The organism is Streptomyces parvus, from assembly GCF_032121415.1.
Taxonomy (GTDB): domain Bacteria; phylum Actinomycetota; class Actinomycetes; order Streptomycetales; family Streptomycetaceae; genus Streptomyces; species Streptomyces globisporus_A.
In genome coordinates this window covers 518,205-533,942 of record NZ_CP135079.1, presented here as the reverse complement: position 1 = coordinate 533,942, position 15,738 = coordinate 518,205, and the positions used below count along the sequence as shown (strand labels likewise).

The 15,738-nt window shown below is 70.9% G+C and carries 13 protein-coding genes and 2 pseudogenes; 10 read left to right on the top strand and 5 right to left on the bottom strand.

The genetic code is table 11. The features are described from left to right. Positions 1-126: 126 nt before the first annotated feature. From RNL97_RS03385 to RNL97_RS03370, 4 genes are all read left to right on the top strand, one after another. A complete protein-coding gene (locus RNL97_RS03385) occupies positions 127-738 on the top strand; it encodes an acyl-CoA-like ligand-binding transcription factor (protein ID WP_030580720.1) in 612 nt (203 codons plus the stop codon). A gap of 75 nt (positions 739-813) precedes the next feature. Next, complete coding sequence (locus RNL97_RS03380; protein WP_032765303.1) at positions 814-2,319, top strand: FAD-dependent monooxygenase; 1,506 nt, start codon at positions 814-816, stop codon at positions 2,317-2,319. 218 nt (positions 2,320-2,537) lie between these two features. Continuing rightward, entirely contained in the window at positions 2,538-2,915 is a 378-nt protein-coding gene (locus tag RNL97_RS03375) for an ArsR/SmtB family transcription factor (RefSeq protein ID WP_030580726.1), read from the top strand. Then, a complete protein-coding gene (locus RNL97_RS03370) occupies positions 2,912-3,421 on the top strand; it encodes an SRPBCC family protein (protein WP_313750347.1) in 510 nt (169 codons plus the stop codon). Before RNL97_RS03375 ends, RNL97_RS03370 begins: the two co-directional genes overlap by 4 nt. Before the next feature lie 38 nt (positions 3,422-3,459). Here RNL97_RS03370 and RNL97_RS03365 read toward each other — a convergent pair whose 3' ends face one another. Beyond that, positions 3,460-4,287, bottom strand: coding sequence for a helix-turn-helix transcriptional regulator (locus RNL97_RS03365; RefSeq protein WP_030580732.1), 828 nt, complete (start codon positions 4,285-4,287; stop codon positions 3,460-3,462). Between the two features lie 242 nt (positions 4,288-4,529). Between RNL97_RS03365 and RNL97_RS03360 the strand changes: the two genes are divergently transcribed. The 3 genes from RNL97_RS03360 (at position 4,530) to RNL97_RS03350 (ending at position 7,199) form a co-directional block, all read left to right on the top strand. Continuing rightward, the gene (locus RNL97_RS03360; RefSeq protein ID WP_030580735.1) at positions 4,530-5,045 is read left to right on the top strand and encodes a hypothetical protein; all 516 of its coding nucleotides are present in this window, start codon (positions 4,530-4,532) and stop codon (positions 5,043-5,045) included. A 281-nt stretch (positions 5,046-5,326) separates the two neighbouring features. Further along, complete coding sequence (locus RNL97_RS03355; protein ID WP_279343816.1) at positions 5,327-6,586, top strand: serine hydrolase domain-containing protein; 1,260 nt, start codon at positions 5,327-5,329, stop codon at positions 6,584-6,586. Between the two features lie 202 nt (positions 6,587-6,788). Next, entirely contained in the window at positions 6,789-7,199 is a 411-nt protein-coding gene (locus tag RNL97_RS03350) for an FKBP-type peptidyl-prolyl cis-trans isomerase (protein WP_050500012.1), read from the top strand. Between the two features lie 2 nt (positions 7,200-7,201). Here RNL97_RS03350 and RNL97_RS03345 read toward each other — a convergent pair. Then, positions 7,202-7,449 (bottom strand): annotated as a pseudogene (locus tag RNL97_RS03345) (TetR family transcriptional regulator); the annotation flags it as partial. Positions 7,450-7,518: 69 nt separating this feature from the next. Between RNL97_RS03345 and RNL97_RS03340 the strand changes: the two are divergent. The 3 genes from RNL97_RS03340 to RNL97_RS03330 all read left to right on the top strand — a co-directional run bounded on the left by RNL97_RS03340 (position 7,519) and on the right by RNL97_RS03330 (position 10,834). Then, positions 7,519-8,553, top strand: coding sequence for an ABC-2 transporter permease (locus RNL97_RS03340; protein ID WP_030580743.1), 1,035 nt, complete (start codon positions 7,519-7,521; stop codon positions 8,551-8,553). Positions 8,554-8,737: 184 nt separating this feature from the next. Beyond that, positions 8,738-9,712 (top strand): alpha/beta hydrolase, encoded by a 975-nt coding sequence (locus RNL97_RS03335; RefSeq protein ID WP_243313266.1) that lies wholly within the window; start codon positions 8,738-8,740, stop codon positions 9,710-9,712. A gap of 288 nt (positions 9,713-10,000) precedes the next feature. Then, positions 10,001-10,834 carry a PIG-L family deacetylase gene (locus RNL97_RS03330; RefSeq protein ID WP_030580749.1) on the top strand — a complete coding sequence of 278 codons (834 nt, stop codon included), beginning with the start codon at positions 10,001-10,003 and terminating at the stop codon, positions 10,832-10,834. 272 nt (positions 10,835-11,106) lie between these two features. Here the strand turns inward: RNL97_RS03330 and RNL97_RS03325 are convergent. The 3 genes and pseudogenes from RNL97_RS03325 to katG all read right to left on the bottom strand — a co-directional run. After that, a pseudogene (locus RNL97_RS03325) lies at positions 11,107-11,424 on the bottom strand (oxygenase MpaB family protein); the annotation flags it as partial. Between the two features lie 267 nt (positions 11,425-11,691). After that, the gene (locus RNL97_RS03320; protein ID WP_030580751.1) at positions 11,692-13,200 is read right to left on the bottom strand and encodes a DUF4246 domain-containing protein; all 1,509 of its coding nucleotides are present in this window, start codon (positions 13,198-13,200) and stop codon (positions 11,692-11,694) included. A gap of 187 nt (positions 13,201-13,387) precedes the next feature. Continuing rightward, positions 13,388-15,643, bottom strand: coding sequence for a catalase/peroxidase HPI (gene katG / locus RNL97_RS03315; RefSeq protein WP_313750346.1), 2,256 nt, complete (start codon positions 15,641-15,643; stop codon positions 13,388-13,390). Positions 15,644-15,738 lie beyond the last annotated feature (95 nt).

Here is a 15,738-nt window from a genome sequence, read left to right as displayed (position 1 = left end):
GTTGCCACAACCGGAGTTGGGGGAAGACCCTCAGGCCGGCCTACGGGGGCGGCCACCGCGTCCTCGTCCAGAAAAGTGCGTGCCACGAATAATTGCGCGCCACGCAGGTTCTGTTAATGTGAAGGCATGAGTGGTCTTCGGGAGCGCAAGAAGGAAGCCACGCGCGCAGCGCTGAGCTGGGCCGCAGTCCGGCTCACCGTCGAGCGCGGGTTGAGTGCGGTCAAGGTGGAGGACATCGCCGCGGCGGTCGGGGTGTCTCCGCGCACCTACAACAACTACTTCTCCAGCAAGGCCGAGGCGATCGCGTTTCGCTACCTCGAGCGCTCCCTGCGGCTCGCGGCCGAGCTGCGTCACGGACCGCCCGGCGAGCCCTTGTGGGAGGCGATCACCCGGGCGGCGCTACGGCAGCTGGAGCCTGGCCCCGAGGTGGAGCACATGCCGCCTCAGGAGCCCGATGAGTGGGCGGCCGGTCTGCGGGTGATGTTGGCCGAACCAGCGCTGGAGGCCGAGATGCTGCGGGCGAGCAAGATTGCGGAGAAGGAGCTGGCCGCAGCGATCGCTGACCGCACGGGCACGGATCCCGAGTCCGATCTCTACCCCCGCCTGGTGGCCGCGAGCGTGATGGCCGCGAACAATGTCGCCCTCGAACTGTTCGTGCAAGGCGGCACGGGCGAGCCGATGGAGGTTCTGCTGCCCCGGGCTCTGCGCATGGTGGCCACCGGGCTTCCCACGCCGTAGTCCCGCCTTTCCATCCTGAACAGGGGCTGCTGCTTGCGGCCTCTACGCCGTCATTCCCCAAAAAGGAGAATTATCATGATTGAAGTAGTAATTGTCGGTGGCGGCCCGAACGGATTGATGCTCGCCTGCGAGCTGGCACTGGCTGGGGTGCGCCCGGTTGTGCTGGAGCGTCTCGCCGGCCCGAAGACCGAGCCCCGGGCGAACGGTCTGGTCGGTCAGGTGGTGCGCACGCTCGACCGACGTGGTCTCTACGCACGCATCAGCGGCTCCAGTGAGCCGCCCCGACCCGCACCCCGCTACATGTTCGGCGCATTCACGCTGGACCTCACCGGACTCGACGACAACCCCGTGAGCCTGCTCCCGGCTCCGCAGGAGCAGATCGAAAAGGTCCTCGCAGAACGCGCCGTGGAACTCGGTGTCGACCTCCGCAGGGGGCAGGAGGTGGCCGATCTGCACCAGGACGACGGCTTCGTCCGGATCACCCTTGCCGACGGTGAGGCTCTCACCGCCCGTTACCTGGTAGGGGCTGACGGGGGGCACAGCCTGGTGCGACGCCTGTCCGGCATCGGCTTCCCCGGCGTGACCACCGACGACTTCGTCACCCGGTCCGCGCACGTGTCCGTGGAGGACGAGTACCTGGGTCCGGACGGCAGCCTTCAGGTTCCCGGTTACGGGAACCTGCCACCCCTGCTGTACGTGCGCACGGAGCGCGGCACGATCGCGTGGGGTCTGCTGCCTGGCCGGGTGCCTGTCCTCAACACCACCGAAACCGGCGGGCCGGACGAGCACACCACCCCGATGACCTTCGAAGAGATGATGGCGAGCGCCGAACGCGTGCTGGGTGCGCCCGTCCCCCTGGGGCCGCCCCGGGGAGAGGGGCCGCACCTGCTTCGACGTCTTGTCGGCGGGAACACCCGACTGGCAGAGCGCTACCGGGACAGGCGGGTACTGCTGCTGGGCGACGCGGCCCACGTGCACTCGGCGATCGGCGGCCCGGGACTCAACCTCGGCCTGCAGGACGCGGTCAACCTCGGTTGGAAGCTGGCCGCCACAGTGCGAGGGTGGGCCCCCGAAGGTCTGCTCGACACCTACGACGAGGAACGCCGGCCTGTCGCGGAACGCGTCGTGGCCTCGACCCTGTCCCAGTCGGCACTGATGCGCCCCGGACCGGAAGTCAGTGCCCTGCGGACCGTCTTCGGTGACCTGCTCGCCTCCCCCGGCGGCACGGAACGCATCGCCCACCTGCTCGCTGGAACCACCGACGGCTTCGCGCCCGACCTGGTGGTCCACACCGGCACGGGCACCCGTCGGCTGGCCGACTTGACCACCACCGCCCGGCCCCTGCTGCTGGACCTGTGCGGCGACTTCGCCGAGGCCGCGAAACCCTGGCGCGACCGGGTCACTGTCGTGAGCGGCAAGGCGGAGGGCGCGAGCGCGACCGGCCTGCTGCTGCGCCCCGACTGCCACATGGTGTGGACCGGACACGGGCCGAGCGACGTCGACGGTCTGCGAGCCGCGCTGCACCAGTGGTTCGGCGGACCGCGGCGCGACGCCCGTGAGCTGGAGCAGGTCAGCGGCTGAGCCGGGTCATCAGCTCGCGGCCGGTGGCACGTCCGGCTGCGAGGTCCTCGTCCGTTCCGCGAGTTCACCGCGGAGGTCGAGAATCTTCCCTTCCACCCCGGTGGCGCGGTCGGCGTGGAGCAGCCGGTGGAGGCAGACGACAGAGCCGAGACTTTCTGGGCCAACCCGGACCGCCAGGCACGCTTGCCCATGGGTAACGCATGGGTTACCAATGAGGGGTGGATCCGTTCAGCGCCCTGGCCGACCCCGTACGCCGTGATCTGCTGCGCGCACTCGCCTCCGGCCCTGCCCGGGTGGTCGACCTCGCGGCGCGGCATCCGATCAGCCGGCCCGCGGTGAGCAAGCATCTGCGACTGCTCACCGAGGCGGGGCTGGTCACGGTCGAGGACCGCGGTCGCGAGCGCCACTACGCGCTCGCCCGCGCGGGTCTCACCCCGGTCCGTGCCCTGCTGGACGAGCTCGCCGGGCGCCGCCCCCCGATCCCCGGGAGCGCCTTCGACGCCCTCGACCTGGAGGTCCGCAGAACCGTCCACGACCGCCGGGCCGGCACCGACGCCGTTCCCGGTACCGGAAGACCTCAGGAGGAATCCGCATGACCAGCAACCCCACCGGGCGTCGCGTGACCGTCGACGGCCTGGACAGCATCGCCTTCGACCGGACCTTCCGGGCCGGCATCGAGGACGTCTGGGCGGCGGTCACCGAGCCGGACCGTCTGGCCCGGTGGATCGGCGAATGGACCGGCGATCCGTCGACCGGCTCGGTCGACTTCCGGATGCTCTACGAGAGCGACGAGCACCAGGCCGAGGTCCTCACCATCCAGGAGTGCCAGGCCCCCCGCCGTCTGGTCCTCATGTCGCAGGTGCCCGGCGAGGAACTCGTCTGGCACATGACTCTCACGCTCGTCGAGCACGAGGGCGCCACCACCCTCACCTTCACCCAGTCCGTCGGTGACGACCCGTCGACGGCAGGGGGAGTGGGCCCCGGCTGGGACTACTACCTCGACCGGCTCGTCGCCGCCGAGACAGGCGGTGACCCGGCATCCGTCGATTTCGGCGACTACCACCCGGTCCACACACGGCACTACCTCGACATGTTCAGCTGAGCCAGGGAGGGCGCGGGGTACGAGGGGCCGGTTGCCGCCTACCGGGAAGGCCCGTCGGCCGAACCCGGGCTGCGATGCCCGCCGGCCGACCCGGGAAGCAGGCCCGCGTCCTGGGCGCGCAGCACCGCGCTGAGCCTGTCCGCGGCCCCGAGCTTCCGGTACAGCGCGTTCAGGTGCTTGTGGACGGTGCGCGGAGAAATGCCCAGCCTGCGTCCGATCACCTCGGCGGTCAGCCCCGTGGCCAGCAGGTGCAGCACGTTCGTCTCGCGCGGGGTCAGCGGGGCTGCCAGGGCGTGGTTGGCCTGCCGCCTGTGATCGCTGCCTGAGGACTTGCGCAGTGCCGTCAGGAGGGCCCGGTGGGCCGTCGCGGCCTTGAGGAGTGGCTGGACGCGCGCGGCGTAGCGCTCATCGTGCCGGGAGAAGTCGCCGCCGGAGCGGTGCACCAGGAATCCGCTCACGTGCGGGCCCCTCCCCGGCAGCGGCAGGCCGAACACGTGCCGTGTCCCGAACGCCTGGCGCAGAGCGTCGGCGGTCGGACTGTTCTGCCAGGTCCGCGTTCCCACCACACGTGCGGCGCTCTGCGGCGTCCAGTCGGAGCTGGCGCCGTAGCGGTCGATGAAGGGGTACCCGGAGCGGATGTGAGCCTGCACCGAGTCGTCATCGACGCCGGCTTCCGGCAGAGGTCGCGGGGAGCGGATCACCACGCTGCCCCGCTCAGGTGTCCAGGGCACCTCCTTGACCACGATCAGCTCCCCGTCGAGCGCCGTGAGCAGTTCCTCGGTGAGCAGCGGCCAGACGAACTCAGCGGCCTCGGCGCTCATCACCTCGACCGCCAGGTCCAGCATGCGTGCGTACCGGTCCGGCATGACGACTTCCCCCGGCGTCCCCGTGAATGTCCCGCTTTACCGTAACCCGCCGTTGTCCATACGCAGTTCTCCCCATGGTGCGGCACAAGGCGCCCCCGCCACCATCGGCTCCGTGCGCGGCAGTGGCTCGTTCACCGGGCAGGTCCCGTACGTCGGCGACACCCTCAAGGCGCTGTCACGTACGGGAAGGTCTGGCGCGGCGGACGCCGCGACCGCCGAACCACCGAAAGGGCATCTCCACCATGCGTCAACTGCGTTCCGTACTCACCTCGCTCGCCGCGGTATGCGCCCTCGCGGCCGGTCTGGCCGTCGCCGGGCCCGTCGCCCCGGTCCAGGCCGCCGCGTCGGACTGCACGGACGGCGCCCGGGGCTTCCGCGACCACCCGGACAACGCCTCCGGCGACACCGACAAGCCTCGCAGCCTGGACCTCGGCGGCGGGGTCGTCATCACCTTGGAGAAGGGGGTGTACGGGGGCCAGCAGATCGCCTTCGGGAAGATCAGCGGGCCCACCCGCCCGGGTGACAAGGTGTGGATGGACTGGCGTGCCGCCGGATGGGACGACGGGGGCAGGCCCGAATGGCCGATCCGCCCCTGGCTCCAGTGCGGACCGTTCTCCGTACAGAGCCACGGCCAGAGCCTGACGACTCCTTTCAAACGCACCAGCACCGACCCCGACTACCAGTTCCGGGTCTGTGGTTCGCTCGCCACCAACGGCGTCGTCCGCTGCGCGACCAAGAACGGCGTCGACTGGTGGTGACCCGCCGGTACGCCTGAGATCCGGTCCACGCACCGGCGACCGACCGCGCCCCGGCCCATCGGCCCTCAGGCCGCACGTGACATCCGGTGCTCGCGTGTCTCCGGACGACTCATGACACTGCCCCTCACGCATACCCTTGGCGCGGCTCGACGCCGCCCGCCGTGGCGGACGGCATCGCCGTCCGAGCTTTCCCGAGAACCAGGTTCCGTGCCCGCGCCTGTCCTGCCCGCGGCCGATCGCCGCGGTGCCGCCGTACCCAGCCCCTTCCCGAAGAACCGAGGATGACCGTGCCCCTGTTGTCACACCGACGTCTGCCCGCGAGCGCGGCTTTGATCGCCGCTCTCGCCGGTGCGCTGGCTCCCGCCACCAGCGTCTCCGCAACCCCCGCCGCCATCCGGCCCCAGGCGCCCGCACCCGACATGGCCGGCGTCGTTGCCGCACTCGAGTCCGCGATGGCCAACGGTGCACCAGGTGCGATGGCCCGATACGCCGGTCCGGAGGGGGTCAGAGGAAGAGCGGTCGGCGTCCGCGACCGGGAGTCGGGTGCCGCCATGGACACCCGGGCGCGGTTCCGGATCGGCAGCGTCAGCAAGACGTTCTCCAGCGTCGTGCTGCTCCAACTGGTCGAAGAAGGACGGCTGAAGCTGGACGCGCCCGTCAACACGTATCTCGAAGAGCTCCTGCCCGACGACCGGATCACGGTCCGTCATCTCCTGACCCATCGCAGTGGCCTGGCCGACTACACCAACGCCATGTTCGAACAGACCGTGCCGGGCTTCGAGGCGGTGCGCAACCGGGTCTTCAGCTACCAGGAACTGGTCGGCCTCTCCCTCGCCGAACCCCGGACCACCGAGCCCGGTGCCGCGTACGCGTACTCGAACGCCAACTTCGTCGTCGTCGGCATGCTCATCGAGAAGCTGACGGGACGCCCGGTGGCCGACGCCTACCAGCGGCGCATCATCAAGCCGCTGGGGCTGCGCGACACCGCCTACGTCCACCCCGACACACGCATCAAGGGCACACACGTGCGGGGCTATCTGCACCCCGACGAGGCCGGCGCGCCGCTCGTCGACTCCACCGAGCAGACCGTGTCCTGGGCGCAGTCCGCAGGCGCCGTCATCTCCAGCCCCGCCGACCTCAACACCTTCACCAGCGCTCTGATGCGCGGTCGGCTGCTGGCCCCGGAGGTGTTGGAGGCGATGACCACGGTCACGCCGACGGACGGCACCAACACCCGGTTCTACGGCCTCGGTCTGCGCCGCTACGACCTGTCCTGCGGCACCCAGGTGTACGGGCACACCGGCACCGTCCAGGGCTTCTACACCTACGCCTTCTCCACCCGCGACGGCCGACGCAGCCTTTCGGCACTGGCCAACACCTCCAACCACGGCGCCGCGAACACCGCGCTGGGCAACACCCTGGAGGCCGCCTTCTGCGGCAAGAGGCCGGCACCCGCCCCGGCCGCGCGCTCCACGGCGCCCTCCGGCACCGCTGCCCATCTGCCGCTGCCCGCCGAGCGTGACCTGCCCGAACGTCACTGAGCTCCGACACGGCCGGCCGACCCGCCGAGCGGCTCGGCCGGCCGTGTCGGAGGCCCGCTGCGCGCCCGCGTCGCCCGGGACGGCCTCTTCCCCGACGAGCACGCCCGGGCCCCGCTCGACGTAGCGTGATCTTCTCCGCATGGAAGGTCCATGTGTCCGGTCGGCCCGTGCGAGGCGTTCCGGAGGGAGCGAGGGGACCGTGATGAGCGAACTGACGAAACCGGTGGTCGAGGTTCCGGAGGGGGCCGCGCCCACCGAGCTGACCATCCGGGACCTCGTGGTGGGGGACGGGCCCGAGGCGCTGCCGGGCCGGGTCGTCCGGGTTCACTACGTCGGGGTGACGTTCGCGTCCGGGCGGGAGTTCGACTCGTCCTGGGAGGAGGACCGGCCGTTCAAGTTCGCCGTGGGCGGCGGCCGGGCCATCAAGGGCTGGGACCGGGGGATCAGGGGAATGAGGGTCGGCGGCCGACGCGAGATCATCGTTCCCCCGCGCCTCGGTTACGGCAAACAGTCGCCCTCGGCGCTGATCCCGGCGGGCTCGACGCTGGTCTTCGTCGTGGACCTGCTCACGGTGGTGGGCGGCCCGACGGCGGCCGTTCGGCCGGGGGGCTGAGCGGCCGCCGCCGGGCCGGACATCGCCGGGGCGGCGTTGAACAGCGCGTGGACGGCGGAGGCGACCTGGGCGGCGACGGTCTCGGGGGTGGAGGAGTCCAGCTTGCTGTCGAGGTGCAGGAACGCGAGGCCGTGGACCAGGGCCCACACCGTGGCCGACAGGGCGTCCGCGTCCCATCGGGGAAGGTCGCGGCGACGATGGTGCGGACGTGTTCCGAGACGGCCGCCGTCGCGGCGACGCGCTCCTCGCTGGTGAGGCCCTCAGCCGTTCGGGTGTTTCCCGCCTGCGGGGCCGCCGGCCGTCCCGGACTGTGGAGACCATGAAACAGAGCACCTTGTCCGAGGTGAAGAGCGCCGTCACCCCCCGGGCCACACTGCTGGTGATCGGGGTCGTCGCCCTCCAACTGTTGTTCGTCGTCTCCTATGTGGGCGCGTTGCACGAGCCCAAGCTGAAGGACGTCGCCTTCGGAGTGGTGGCCCCGCCGGCCGCGGTCGAGCAGACGGTGCAGCGCCTGGACGAACTGCCCGGCTCGCCGCTGGACCCGCGCGTCCTTCCCGACGAGGCGGCGGCGCGGAAGCAGATCGAGAACCGGGACATCGACGGTGCGCTCGTGGTGCGCCCGGGCGGCACCACCGACACGCTCCTCGTCGCCTCAGGCGGCGGCAGGACCCTGTCCGTCGCCCTGAATTCGCTCACCGGCGACGTGCTGGGGGCTCAGGGGCGTACCGCGCGCATGGTTGACGTGGCTCCCGCCTCCTCGCACGACTTCAACGGGTTGTCCTCGTTCTACCTGGTCGTCGGTCTCTGCGTCGGCGGGTATCTGTGTGCCTCGATCCTCGCGATCAGCGCCGGGGCCCGTCCGGCCAACCCGACCCGCGCGGCCACCCGTCTCGGCACGATGGTGCTGGTCGCCCTGGCCGGAGGGCTCGGCGGCGCGATCATCGTCGGACCGATCCTGGGCGCTCTGCCGGGCAGTGTGTGGGCGCTGTGGGGGCTCGCGGCGCTGATCGTCTTCGCCGTCGGCGCCGCGACGCTCGCCCTCCAGGGCCTCTTCGGCGTCATCGGCATCGGGCTGGCGATCCTCCTCATCGTGATCATGGGGAACCCGAGCGCCGGCGGGGCCTTTCCCGCGCCGATGCTGCCACCGTTCTGGGAGGCGATCGGCCCGGCCCTGCCACCGGGAGCGGGCACCTGGGCGGCCCGTTCGATCTCCTACTTCGGCGGCACCAGCATGACCTCGTCCCTGCTGGTGCTCTCCGCCTGGGCCGTCGTCGGAGTCGCCGTCACCATGCTCGCCGCGGTACTGCGGCAGCGTCGGGCCACCGAGTCGGGCTCGCCCGGGGTAGCGCCATGACGAAGCTGCTGCTCGTCGTGTCGGCGGCCGGCCATCCGCAAGGTGAGCACCGTGTACATGTGCCGGTTGCGGTGGGATGAATAGGGCGATAAGTATCGTCATGGCCCAGTGTCGTTCTGGGCGGGGCGCCGTGTCGGCGGCCGACGCTTCAGCGGCCGACGGGCCGCGTGCACAGGGAGTCGACATGGCTGATCCACCCCCTCCGATCACCCCCTACCTGGAACCCGCGGCGAAGGAGCTGTGCGAGGCCACGGACCCGCATCCGCGGATCTACGAGGTCCCCCCGGAGAAGGGCCGCGACATCCTGCTCGGCCTGCAGAGCGACGCGAGCGTGCCCCGACCGGACGTCGAGGAGGAGTGGGTCGACGTCGACGCGGGCCAGTGGGGCACGGTCCGCACCCGGATCATCCGGCCCAAGGGGGCCACAGGGCCGCTGCCGGTGGTGTTCTACATCCACGGCGCAGGCTGGGTCTTCGGCGACGACCGTACCCACGACCGTCTCTTCCGCGAACTCGCCGTCGGGGCCGGGGCCGCGGGTGTCTTCCCCGTCTACGACCGGGCGCCCGAGGCCAAGTACCCCACCCAGGTCGAGCAGAACTACGCCGTGGGCCAGTGGGTCCTGGAGCACGGGGCGGAGCACGGACTGGACACCTCGCGGATCGCGGTCACCGGCGAGTCGGTGGGCGGCTGCATGTCGGCGGTGTTCGCGCTGATGAACAAGGAGCGCGGAGGCATCGACCTCAAGGCCCAGGTCCTGCTGTACCCGGTCGCCGACGCCGACTTCAACACCCCTTCGTACCTCCAGTTCGCCGAGGGCTACTACCTCACCCGCGACGGCATGAAGTGGTTCTGGGACGCCTACATCGGCAATCCCGCCCACCGCACCGAGGTGTACGCCGCGCCGCTCCGGGCCTCCCTGGACCAGCTTCGGGGCCTGCCCACCACGCTCGTCATCACCGACGAGGCCGACGTCCTGCGCGACGAGGGCGAGAAGTACGCCAACCGGCTGCGCGAGGCCGGCGTGGACGTGACCTCCGTCCGCGTGGCGGGAATGGTCCACGACTTCCTCCTGCTGGACAGCCTGCGCGACACCCGCGCCGCGAACGTCGCCCGTACCCTCGCCGTCGACGCCCTCAAGAAGGCCCTGCACGACAGCTGAGACGTCGAGAACGGGTCGGTGCGGCGGGGCCGCGGAGCTTCCCGAAGCTCCGCGGCCCCGCCGTCGCGTGGTGGGCGCCGGGGGTCAGGCCGTCCGCGCGGCTCCTCCTTCTCCGCAGGGAGCAGGCGGTTCGCCTGCCGTTTGTCGACACGCGGCGAAGCCGAGGCCGGGCCCCGGGAACACCGAGCCCGGGCGGCACGGTTACCTCCACCGAGGGGCCGAGCTCCGGAGCTGCGGTATGCCCGCCGCGAACTCGGACCCCGATCGACTCCGTGGAAGGACCTCTTCATGACCGACCGGCCCCTGACCCTCATGGCCGTGCACGCCCACCCCGACGACGAGGCCACGGGAACCGGGGGAGTGCTCGCGCGGTATGCGGCGGAAGGCATCCGCACGGTCCTCGTGACCTGTACCGACGGCGGTTGCGGTGACGGGCCGGGAGGCGTCAAGCCCGGCGACCCCGGGCACGATCCGGCGGCCGTCGCCGCGATGCGCCGTCAGGAACTCGGGGCGAGCTGTCAGGTTCTGGGGGTGAGCGATCTGGAGACGCTGGACTACGCGGACTCCGGGATGATCGGCTGGCCGAGCAACGACGCTCCCGGATCCTTCTGGCAGACCCCCGTGGAGGAGGGCGCCGCCCGGCTCGCGGAGCTCATGCGGCACTACCGGCCCGACGTGGTCGTCACCTACGACGAGAACGGCTTCTACGGGCACCCCGACCACATCCAGGCCCACCGCATCACGATGGCGGCGCTGAAGATGACCACGCTGACACCGAAGGTCTACTGGACGACGATGCCCCACTCGGCGATGCGTACGTTCGAGAAGATCATGCGCGAGTTCCAGGAGGACGCGCCGGAGCCGGATCCGGCCGAGGCCGCCGAGATGGCGGAGATCGGCCTCCCCGACGACGAGATCACCACCTGGGTGGACACCACCGCGTTCAGCGGCCAGAAGTTCGACGCGCTGGCCGCGCACGCCAGCCAGGGCGAGAACATCTTCTTCCTCAGGATGGGCAAGGAGAGGTTCGGCGAGCTGATGGGCATGGAGACCTTCGTCCGGGTCGAGGACGCCACCGGCGCGGCCCTACCCGAGAAGGATCTCTTCGCCGGACTCCGCTGACCCGCCGCCCGCCGGGTTCCGCACGGCAAGGGGCGTGCGGCCTCGTCATTCCTGCCGCGCCCCCGCCCGCCGTTCCCGTGCCGCCGCCTGGATCCGGGAGGGGCCGAGCCCCCATTCCGGGGTGCGTCCGAGGGCCGTTGCCAGGGGCCGGTCCCAGCAGACGCGGACGGGGGCCGGGCGGCGGATGCCGAGTTCCGGAAGCGGTACGCGGCACCTTTCCGCGCCCCCAACTCCTCTGCCACCGGGGCAGCCTGGCGGTAGTACGTGTCGCACTCGGCGGGGGTGAGCCGGCGCGGCCGGGGCGCGTACGCCTGGTGGCCGGCGAGGAAGCTGCGTACCTCGGCGGTGTGCACCCAGGTGAGCAGGTCGGGGTCGTCCGCGCGGTACGGCCTCCCGTCGGGGGCGGTGCCGTGCACCCGTGTGTGGATGCGCCGGACGAGGCCGATCACCTCGCGGGCGGCGGGCGAGGAGCCGAACGTGGTCGTGGTGATGAACCGTACGGTTTTGTTCAGCCGCCCGACCGGATCGGCGCGGAAGTCCGAGTACTGGCCGACCCCGGCCATGGCCAGCGGATGCAGCGACTGGAGCATGAGGGCGGCGAACCCGCCGGTGAGCATCCCGGTGGCCTGTCCGTGCACCCGCCACACCGGGTCTGCCGGGGTGATCCCGAACAGCCCCGGATCGCCGGGCGGAGCCGCGTACCGCTCCAGCTTGAGATCCCCGCCGTGCGGGGCAGCGGTGAGCTCCGCCGCGATCCGGTCCCGCACTCCCACCAACGCCTCCCGGCCCCCGGCGTCCATGTCCGTGGCCGAGAGTATCGAGCCGCCCGGCGGCACCGGTTCATCGGCCCATGGGGTTCAGTGCTCGCAGAGGGAGAACTCGCGTTCGTAGAGCTGCTCGTTGTGCTCGTCGACGAAGAACTTGCGTTCCCGCATGAGCTCTTCGCGATAGCTCTCGGCCTGCTCCCGCGTCATGGTCGAGGTGGTGAACCCCGGCTGCTGAGGGGGTACCTCGGATGTCGAGACGATCTTCTTCGACGGGTCGACCAGGAAGAACGCGAGAATCTTGCGATGGCCCGGACGGGCGGGGTCCGTGAGACGGAACGAGCCGACGCGGTGCTGCAGGATGTTGGGGAACGCCAGGCACCGGCCCGCCGGGGTGGCCGCCGAACCCAGCGTCTGGTTCAGCGCCTCCTCGTCCTCCAGGCCGTAGACCTCCCGCAGGCCGTTGTCGTCGTTCTGTTCGTAGCGGGGGTAGTCGAGGGCCGTACGGAAGCTCAGCCGGCTCTCCGTGATGTTCTCGCTGTCCCAGTAATAGATACCGGTCGAGACGATCCGCTCGTTCAGCATGCCCTCGACATGCCAGGAGCCGCCGGCATACTCCGGCTTGTCCGGGGTGAGGTGAATCGTGGCCAGCTTGACGATGACCTGGAGGCGGTGGCCGCGCAGGTCCACCCGGGCCGAGGCGTCGGGCGCCGGGGGCGGGGTGAAGTCCGGGGCGTCCGGGATGACCGGGCGGCGGTTCTCCCACCACGCGTCCTGGTCCACCTCCCAGTCGCGCAGGGCCTCCTGGTAGGACTCGTCGTCGGCGTACGACGCCTTGTCCGGGTACTCCGGCTCCGAGTCGTACCACCCGAAGGGATCGGCTTCGATCCGCAGAGGCCGTGGATGGCGCAGATCCGTGAGCACGTTCTCCAGCAGAGGACGCAGGCGGGTGAAGACGTCAGGCAGGACAGCGGCCAGTTCGCGATGGGTCTCGGGGTGGACGTTGTTGACGTACGAACGGAAGACCGTGTCGCCGTCGGCGGTGACCTCGACATCCGTGGGCAGCCACTGGAACTTCTCCGAGAATTCGTAGGCCGCGTAGCGGTCGGTCTCGTTCTGCCAGGCCCGCTCGGGGGCGTCGCTCACCCCGCGCACCAGACAGAACAGCGAGGGATGCACCAGATCCAGCACCTGCCCGTCGGATCCGGGATGCCAGTCCCGCTCCGCTGCGGGGACCTCCTCCAGAACCCGGACCGCCTCGCGCAGCCGGGACCTGAGCGCGTCGTCGACCAGGGTGTCCGACTGCCACACGCCGTCGACCGCGGACACCTCGATCCCCGTCCCGGCGTCCCGCAGCGCGGCGTAGTGCGCGAGTTCGGCGAGCACGTACCGGACCTGCGCCTCGGTGAGCCCCCGGGCGGCCGCTTCGCGCGTCCACCTGGCGACGATCTCGGCATCGTTCATCTTGTCGAACCACCCGGGCTTCGCCCTGATGTGTGCGCTGCACCGGATCATCTCGAGTTCCCGCAGCGTCCGGGGTGTCGCGAGCCCTATGGAGCGGGAGGTCTGAAAGGGCAACGGGAAAGCAGACAGGCCGGTCAACGCTCGTGATCCTCCGCCTCGGTGAGTGATGGCCGGAAGAATACGTCAGCGGACTGACACAGCCGCCGACGTCCCGATCGGCGCCGGACGGCCCGGTGACGCGCGGTGGGGCCGGCGCGCGCACGCACCGGCCCCACCTCTGGAGCATGCCGGCCACGCCGCCCGGAGCAGACGTGGCCGGAGGCTGTCAGGCCAGGTCGTAGCGGTCGAGCTCCATGACCTTGGCCCAGGCGGCGACGAAGTCCGTCACGAACTTCTGCCGCGCGTCGTCGCTCGCGTAGACCTCGGCGAGGGCACGGAGCTCGGAGTTGGAGCCGAAGACCAGATCGGCGCGGGTGCCGGTCCACTTGACCTCGCCCGCTGCGTCGCGGGCCTCGAACTCGTCCTGTGCCGACGACGTCGACTTCCAGGTGATGCCCAGGTCGAGCAGGTTCACGAAGAAGTCATTGGTCAGCGTGCCCGGGCGGTCGGTGAGGACGCCGTGCTTCGAGCCGCCGGTGTTGGCGCCCAGCACCCGCAGACCGCCGACCAGGACGGTCGTCTCCGGGGCGCTCAGTGTCAGCAGATTCGCCCGGTCCAGGAGCAGGTACTCGGCGGGCAGCCGGGCCGCCTTGCCGACGTAGTTGCGGAAGCCGTCGTACGCGGGCTCCAGAGCGGCGAAGGACTCGACGTCCGTCTGCTCCTGCGTGGCGTCCACCCGGCCCGGGGTGAACGGCACCTCCACCTCGACACCGGCGTCCTTGGCCGCCTGCTCGACCGCCGCGTTGCCCGCCAGCACGATCAGGTCGGCCAGCGAGACCTGCTTGCCGCCCCTGGCGTTGAAGGACTCCTGGATCCCCTCCAGCGCCCGCAGGACCTGGGCCAGCTCGTCCGGGTCGTTCGCCTCCCAGCCGCGCTGCGGCTCCAGACGGACCCGGGCGCCGTTGGCGCCGCCCCGCTTGTCGCTGCCGCGGAAGGACGCGGCCGAGGCCCAGGCGGCTGAGACCAGCTGCGCCACGGTGAGGTCCGTGGCCAGCACCTGCTCCTTGAGCGCGGCGATCTCCGCGGCGTCCAGCAGCTCACCCGTGCGCGCGGGCAGCGGGTCCTGCCACAGCAGCACCTCGGAGGGCACCTCGGGACCCAGGTAACGCTGGATCGGACCCATGTCGCGGTGCGTGAGCTTGTACCAGGCACGGGCGAAGGCGTCCGCGAACTCCTCCGGGTTCTCGTAGAAGCGGCGCGAGATCTGTTCGTACGCCGGGTCGAAGCGCAGCGACAGGTCGGTGGTGAGCATCTGCGGCTTCTGCTTCTTCGACGCGTCGTGCGCGTGCGGGATGGTCGCCTCCGCGTCCTTGGCGATCCACTGGTGCGCGCCCGCCGGCGACTTGGTCAGCTCGTACTCGTAGGCGAAGAGGTTGTGGAAGAACTCATTGCCCCACTGGGTCGGCGTGCTGGTCCAGGTCACCTCCAGACCGCTGGTGATGGCGTCCCCGCCCTTGCCCGACTTGTACGAGCTGCGCCAGCCGAGACCCTGCTCCTCCAGCGGGGCGCCCTCGGGGTCCGCGCCGACGTTTTCGGCCGGGCCGGCGCCGTGCGTCTTGCCGAAGGTGTGGCCACCGGCGATGAGAGCGACGGTCTCCTCGTCGTTCATCGCCATCCGGCGGAAGGTCTCGCGGATGTCGCGGGCGGCGGCGACCGGGTCCGGGTTGCCGTTGGGGCCCTCGGGGTTGACGTAGATCAGACCCATCTGGACCGCGCCGAGCGGGTTCTCCAGCTCGCGGTCGCCGGTGTAGCGCTCGTCGTCGAGCCAGGTGGTCTCGGGGCCCCAGTAGACGTCCTCCTCCGACTCCCAGACGTCCTCGCGGCCGCCGGCGAAGCCGAAGGTCTTCAGGCCCATGGTCTCCAGGGCGACGTTGCCGGTGAGGATCAGCAGGTCGGCCCAGGACAGCGCCTGGCCGTACTTCTTCTTGACCGGCCACAGCAGTCGGCGGGCCTTGTCCAGGTTGCCGTTGTCCGGCCAGCTGTTCAGCGGGGCGAACCGCTGCTGGCCGGCGCCCGCGCCACCGCGGCCGTCGCTGATGCGGTACGTGCCGGCGCTGTGCCAGGCCATCCGGATCATCAGCGGTCCGTAGTTGCCGAAGTCGGCCGGCCACCAGTCCTGCGAGGTGGTGAGCACCTCGGCGATGTCCCGCTTCACCGCGGGCAGGTCCAGCGCCTCGAACGCGGCCGCGTAGTCGAACTCCTCACCCAGCGGGTTCGCCACGGCGGGGTTCTTGGCCAGGATCTTCAGGTTGAGGCGGTCCGGCCACCACTGGCGGTTCCCGCCGCCCTGCGTGGGGTGCGGCGCGCGGCCGTGCGCCACGGGGCAGCCGCCCGCCTGCGCCTCGGGCACCTCCGGGATGGCCGTCTCGGGCGAATCCGGGACGACGGGGTCGAAGACGTGCGACTCGTTGTTCTCGGTCATGGGTGATCCTTCCGGCCCCGGAGGGTCGTGGGGGCGCTGAACGGGGGGAGGAGGATTCGGGCCGTACAGAAGGGGCACGCTGATGTCGGGTCCCG

Bases quoted from the DNA above. Each gene is read 5' to 3' on its own strand.
- RNL97_RS03355 (WP_279343816.1), top strand. From the start codon at position 5,327: ATGACCGTGCCCCTGTTGTCACACCGACGTCTGCCCGCGAGCGCGGCT.
- RNL97_RS03340 (WP_030580743.1), top strand. From the start codon at position 7,519: ATGAAACAGAGCACCTTGTCCGAGGTGAAGAGCGCCGTCACCCCCCGG.
- RNL97_RS03335 (WP_243313266.1), top strand. From the start codon at position 8,738: ATGGCTGATCCACCCCCTCCGATCACCCCCTACCTGGAACCCGCGGCG.
- RNL97_RS03385 (WP_030580720.1), top strand. From the start codon at position 127: ATGAGTGGTCTTCGGGAGCGCAAGAAGGAAGCCACGCGCGCAGCGCTG.
- RNL97_RS03360 (WP_030580735.1), top strand. From the start codon at position 4,530: ATGCGTCAACTGCGTTCCGTACTCACCTCGCTCGCCGCGGTATGCGCC.
- RNL97_RS03350 (WP_050500012.1), top strand. From the start codon at position 6,789: ATGAGCGAACTGACGAAACCGGTGGTCGAGGTTCCGGAGGGGGCCGCG.
- RNL97_RS03380 (WP_032765303.1), top strand. From the start codon at position 814: ATGATTGAAGTAGTAATTGTCGGTGGCGGCCCGAACGGATTGATGCTC.
- RNL97_RS03370 (WP_313750347.1), top strand. From the start codon at position 2,912: ATGACCAGCAACCCCACCGGGCGTCGCGTGACCGTCGACGGCCTGGAC.
- katG (WP_313750346.1), bottom strand. From the start codon at position 15,643: ATGACCGAGAACAACGAGTCGCACGTCTTCGACCCCGTCGTCCCGGAT.
- RNL97_RS03330 (WP_030580749.1), top strand. From the start codon at position 10,001: ATGACCGACCGGCCCCTGACCCTCATGGCCGTGCACGCCCACCCCGAC.
- RNL97_RS03365 (WP_030580732.1), bottom strand. From the start codon at position 4,287: ATGCCGGACCGGTACGCACGCATGCTGGACCTGGCGGTCGAGGTGATG.